Here is a 4,917-nt window from a genome sequence, read left to right as displayed (position 1 = left end):
GCTGGCCGGCGCGACCAACATCGCCGCCGCTCTGCGACACAACGCCCGCAACGCGGACCGCCCGCTCGCCCTGCTCGGGCTCAAGTGATCACGAAACGGACGCCCGCCGACTACGCCGAAGCCCAGGGTCGGGGGAGGGAGCGGACTTCCGTGGCGTGGCACTGATGCCGGTAGGTGCGATGTGGTGCCTACTGGCCGCCGCTGCCGGCGCCGTCCCATACCGATGCCAGCCAGGAGAGATCGGCTTCGGCCTGTCGGCGGGCACGATTCTCCTGCTCGAAAACCTCCCGGGTCTTGGTCAGTACCAGTGTGTACGGCCGCCCCTGCCGCCTGGTCGCATGGCGTACCGGCAGCTCCGCTCCGTCGATCGAGGAGTGGACGTGCCGGCGTCCGTCCTTGGCCAGTGGCCACTCCTTGGTCACGGTGGACCGGGAGCGGAGGAAAGCTTCCAGCTCGGCGCAGAGGCCGCAGCCGCACCCTGACCAGTCGAGCGACCAGTCGTCCCTTTCGCGTGGTTGCCGGTCCAGGAGCGTGCGCAGCCGGTACGCGCAGTCCTGCGCGATCGCGTCCAGGTGTGCGGGACGCCGGGCCTGGCCCTGCGGTGTGACCTCGACTGCCCTACGCAGCAGGGGAAGCAGGCATTCCAGCACGGTGTCCGGGTAACCGCGCAGGGCAGTGCGGACGGCCTCCCGCCCCGCGTTGTCGACGGCGGCGAGGACGGCCGCCAGCGGCCCGGCCAGGTGCTCCAGCTCACGGCGGCGGATCTCGGAGGGGGCGGCCCTGGCGTTCCGGGACGGCGGGGCGAACGTGGTGGGGAGCCAACTGCTCAGCCGGTCGTCCACGGCCCGCGCGGTCGCCTCGACCAGTGTGCTCGCGGTGGCCGCCGCCCCTTGGTCTCGCAGCGCGGCGCATACGTCCGGCAGTGCGTCCGCCCAGGCGAAGTCATGGTCCAGGGAGTGCCGTCGCGCGGCGAACCAGCCGTCGAGGACGCCGCTCAGCCAGTGGCGCCCGTACCTGCGGGCCGCCGCGGCCAGCCCGTCGACCGCCTGTGGGGTGAGTGCCTGCGAACCGAACGGTTCCAGGAGCGCGGCGGCGGTGTCCGGTGCGTCGAGCCCTTCGGTCGCCTTCAGGGCGGTGCCGAGCAGGTCGGGTTCGAGCACGGTGTGCTTCCAGAGCGGGGCGAGGGAGGCCGCCGCGGTACGCGCCCATTCGGCATCTCCCCGTGCGATGCCGGAGGTCAGCTCCCGCAGTGCCCAGCCCGGCCCGGCCTCGCCGCGTGCCATCAGCGCCCGGTCCCGTGGCCAGACCACCACCGCGGCCCGCCGGTACCACCGGTCCAGGGTGTTGCCGTAGTTGCCCATGTAGCCCTCGTAGTGGGACTCGTGGGGCGTCAGCGCGTCATGCGGGGTGGCGGCGCAGCACTCGTGGTCCCGGACACGGAGGGAGATCTTCTCGCCGCCGGTGCCGTCCGGACCGGTCCACCAGCCCAGGGTGATCTCGTCGTCGACGACGTCGCCGATCTCGTAGTCGCCGTCATCGGGGGCGTCGTCGGCCACCATGTAGTCGTCGTAGTCGTCGTAGCGGCCCCAGGGGGTGTCACCGGCCCGGTACGCCTCCCGGGTCTCCTTCACCTCGGCCAGCGCGAGCACCGTCTCGCAGTCGGCTTGTCCGGCGGCCGTGCGCAGCAGCGCGGCGCGTTCGGCGTCGGTGCCCTTGAGTAGGTCCCAGGACAGGCCCTTCTGGCTGTACTCGTGGTCGAGGAGGCACACCAGCCGGTAGGGCGGGTCCAGGGGCCGGGGAGAGTACCGCTGCCGGGCGGGGGTGGTGAAGTGCTCCGTCAGACAGTCGGTCAGCTCGGTGACCGGCCCGTCGGGTGTGGCGGGGGCCGCGGGCTCGGCCAGCAGGTTGAAGGTGAGAGTGACCCGGTAGCCGGACCGGACCGGGGTGACCTCGTGCCGGCAGTCGGCGTAGAAGGCGACCAGGGTCAGGTCGGTCTTCGAGGCGCTGTATGCCACACGCTGCCCGGCGTGCTCGACGATCAGGTCCCCGCCGGTGTGTGCGGAGGGCAGGGAGAGGACCAGGGTGGCGACCATCGCGTCGTCCTTCTCCGAGTCCTGGTGGGGAAGGAAGAACTGGCCCTTGCCGTAGACGAGGAGCGCGTGCGGTTCGGCCCGCAGCCGGGTGCCCGGGGCCAGGCCCAGAGCGCCGCGGAAGTGATCCAGCGCGCCCTCCAGCAACCGAGGCCAGGCGGGGCCACCGAGGTTGAGAAGCTCCGGCGGGATCTGCCAGGTGTCGCGCACGCCGCTGTCGCGCAGGGTCTCCCTCCCCGCGGCCGAACACGGCCGGGGACGCCACGTCGATCAGCTTGCGGGTGCGGGGCGCGCGCAGCGGCAGGACGACCGGTCCGGCGCCGTCCACCTCCAGCCGGAACCCGTCCGCGGGAGCGTCGAGCCGGGCGCTGAAGGAGCCACCGGCCCCCGCCCCGCCCAACAGCCGGGCCACCCGCTCCCTTGCCACAGCCATGTTCCGCTCCTCGTCCGCGCACAGATGCGGTTCTGGGTGCGGTCCCGGGGCCCGCACGATTCGATCAGGGACGAACGTACCTCCCCCACTCGGGCCGATGAGACGGATTGCCGACGTCGTGGGCGGGCGCCGGGCGGCAGCCTGTAAATTGTGGCAGGTGTTCAACTCCGCGCGACAGCACACCCCTCGTCCGCCCCTCGCTTCCGTACGCAAGATCGCGGCGGCCGTCCACCGTGGGGGCACCGATGATGCCGTGCGGTACGGCACTGACCTCGGCCTTCCCGTAAGACTGCTGCTCAAGCGCGAGTTCGGGCCGCGCGGCGACCGCGCGGAGCATGAGGTCGCCGACGTGCTGACGTGCGTGCTGCTGCTGCGCGGACCCGCCGCCCCTGACCGCCTGGTGGCCGAGCTGCGGCGGCACCAGCTGACCGCCGACCATGTCCTGGACCATGTCGCCCAGGAGGCTGAAGCCCTGGCACATGAGACGGACGCCGGCGCACCGCACCCCTGGGCGGCCGCACTCGACGTACTGGACGGTGGCGTTGAGGACACCAGGTGGCGAGCCGTTGTGCTGCTGCTGCGCGCCCGTGCGGCCGAGGGCGCGGGAGACAGCGACCGGGCCCGTTCCCTCGTCGAGCAGTGCCTGACGCTCGCGCCGTCGCTGCTGCCCGCCGTGCGGGACGCGGCCGAGTACGAGCTGTGCGCCGGTCGTTGGGCGCGTGCCTACGAGCTGGCCGAGTCGATCGCTGCCGATACCGTCGCGGAGCCGCTCCTGCCGTCGCTGGAGTCACTGCGGACCGCGCCGACCACCGCGGGACGAGTGGCGCGCAACCAGCCGTGCCCCTGTGGCTCCGGACGCAAGTACAAGGCATGCTGCTCGAACACCGACCGGGCTGCTGCGGACCACCCGCTGTCCGAACGGGCCCCCGCGCTGTACGCGGCCCTGGCCACCTTCGCCCAGCGCGGCCCGTGGGCGCACCACGTGGACCGCATGCTCGCCTGTGCCGTCGGTGCCCCCACCGCGGCCAGCCTGTGCACCGATGCGGTGATCTTCGACTGCGGGGCCGGCGCGGCGTTCCTGGCCGTCCGCGGGCATCTGCTCCGCGCCGACGAGCGCGAACTCCTCCGGGAGTGGCTGACCACCCCCCTGGATCTCTACGAGGTGACCCGGGTCCGCGCCGGGGAGCGGCTGTGGCTGCGCAGCCTGGTGGGCGGACCCCGGCAGGTGGAACAGCGCGACCGGCTGTTCTCGCTGTCGGCGATGCGGCTCGACATCGTCGTGGCCCGCCTGCTCAACGACGGAACCCGGCTACGTGCGCTCGGCGCGCTCGCCGGGCCCTCACGTGACCTGCGCGAGACTTTCACCGCGCTCTTCCCCGAGGGCCCGGTCCCGCCTGGTGGCGGCGGTGCGCACTTCCCGGAGCGGTTGTTGAACGCGATGCGGGGATCGGACGACATGGAGATCATCAGCGGCGACGGTGGGATCCCGGAGTGGTACGAGATCAGCTACGCCCGGTACGACGACGCCGCCAGGCTGTTGAACGAGCACAGTGCACAGCCGCTCGAACGAGCCCTGTCCTCGGTCGGTGAATACCTGCGATGGGTGGAGGAACAGCCTGCCCGCTGGCTGCAGCAGACGTCCGAGGACACCTGGACGCTGGTCGGCAGGGGTGAGGAGCACCAGCTTCTCTCGCTGGCCGACATTGCTGTCGGACGCCGTGGGAAGGTGACGCTGTCGGTCTCCTCGCGCGCACGTCTGGAGCAGGCAGGCGAAGTCCTGGCGGGCATCCTGCCCGGGCTGCGGGAGACCGGGCGCTCGGTCACCACCGCCGAGGAGATGCTGGCGCAGAGCCGCACACCGGGGACCTCGAAGGACACCGAGCACAGGGCCTGGCTGCGCCGCTTCGGTCTCGAGCTGCCCGTACCCCGGCCGCGCCAGGTGATGCTCGAGAGCTACTTCCTGCCGGTTCCGGAGGATGACCCCCGGCTCGCGGTTGCCGTCTCGCGGGAGCTGGCTGTGGAGAACATGCTGAACAATCGGAACGGGGCGGACGGCCTCACCCTCGCGGAGGCTGTCGCCCAGGGCGGCCTGCCACGGGCCAGGGCCGAGGCCGTGATCGACGACTGCGAGTGGCGCCGGGCACACGCGGAACGCGAGGGACGGGACGCCCAGGCCCTTCCCGGTAGTGAAGAGCTGCGCGGCCGCGTGGGTCTGTCCCGGGGCCGCTGACCCTGCGCTTGCCGGAAACCCCATCCATGCTGCTCACGCCGCATGTTGGTACTCATTCAGGATGCCGCCGAGCCGTTCGCGTCGGCGTATGTCGAGGCGGGGCTATCTCGTCCGGATTGGCAATCGGTGTGGGCAAGGGGCGTAGCGGCCGAGTGTTCGCGATG

2 protein-coding genes are annotated in these 4,917 nt (G+C 72.0%); one reads left to right on the top strand and one right to left on the bottom strand.

What is annotated here, in order from left to right; translation table 11 throughout:
- Nucleotides 1-188 precede the first annotated feature (188 nt).
- Nucleotides 189-2,300, bottom strand: a complete 2,112-nt coding sequence (locus ACFU6I_RS47740; RefSeq protein WP_384380633.1) for a 2OG-Fe(II) oxygenase — start codon at nucleotides 2,298-2,300, stop codon at nucleotides 189-191.
- 320 nt (nucleotides 2,301-2,620) lie between these two features.
- Between ACFU6I_RS47740 and ACFU6I_RS47735 the strand changes: the two genes are divergently transcribed.
- Complete coding sequence (locus tag ACFU6I_RS47735) at nucleotides 2,621-4,753, top strand: SEC-C metal-binding domain-containing protein (RefSeq protein WP_384380630.1); 2,133 nt, start codon at nucleotides 2,621-2,623, stop codon at nucleotides 4,751-4,753.
- Nucleotides 4,754-4,917 lie beyond the last annotated feature (164 nt).

It is taken from the genome of Streptomyces sp. NPDC057486, assembly GCF_042802415.1.
GTDB classification, from domain to species: Bacteria; Actinomycetota; Actinomycetes; order Streptomycetales; family Streptomycetaceae; genus Streptomyces; species Streptomyces yanii.
Note: the sequence above shows the minus strand (reverse complement) of the source record. Positions and strands in the feature narration are given on the sequence as shown.

Coding starts and splice junctions, on each gene's coding strand:
- ACFU6I_RS47735 (WP_384380630.1), top strand. CDS start 2,621: ATGAGACGGATTGCCGACGTCGTGGGCGGGCGCCGGGCGGCAGCCTGT.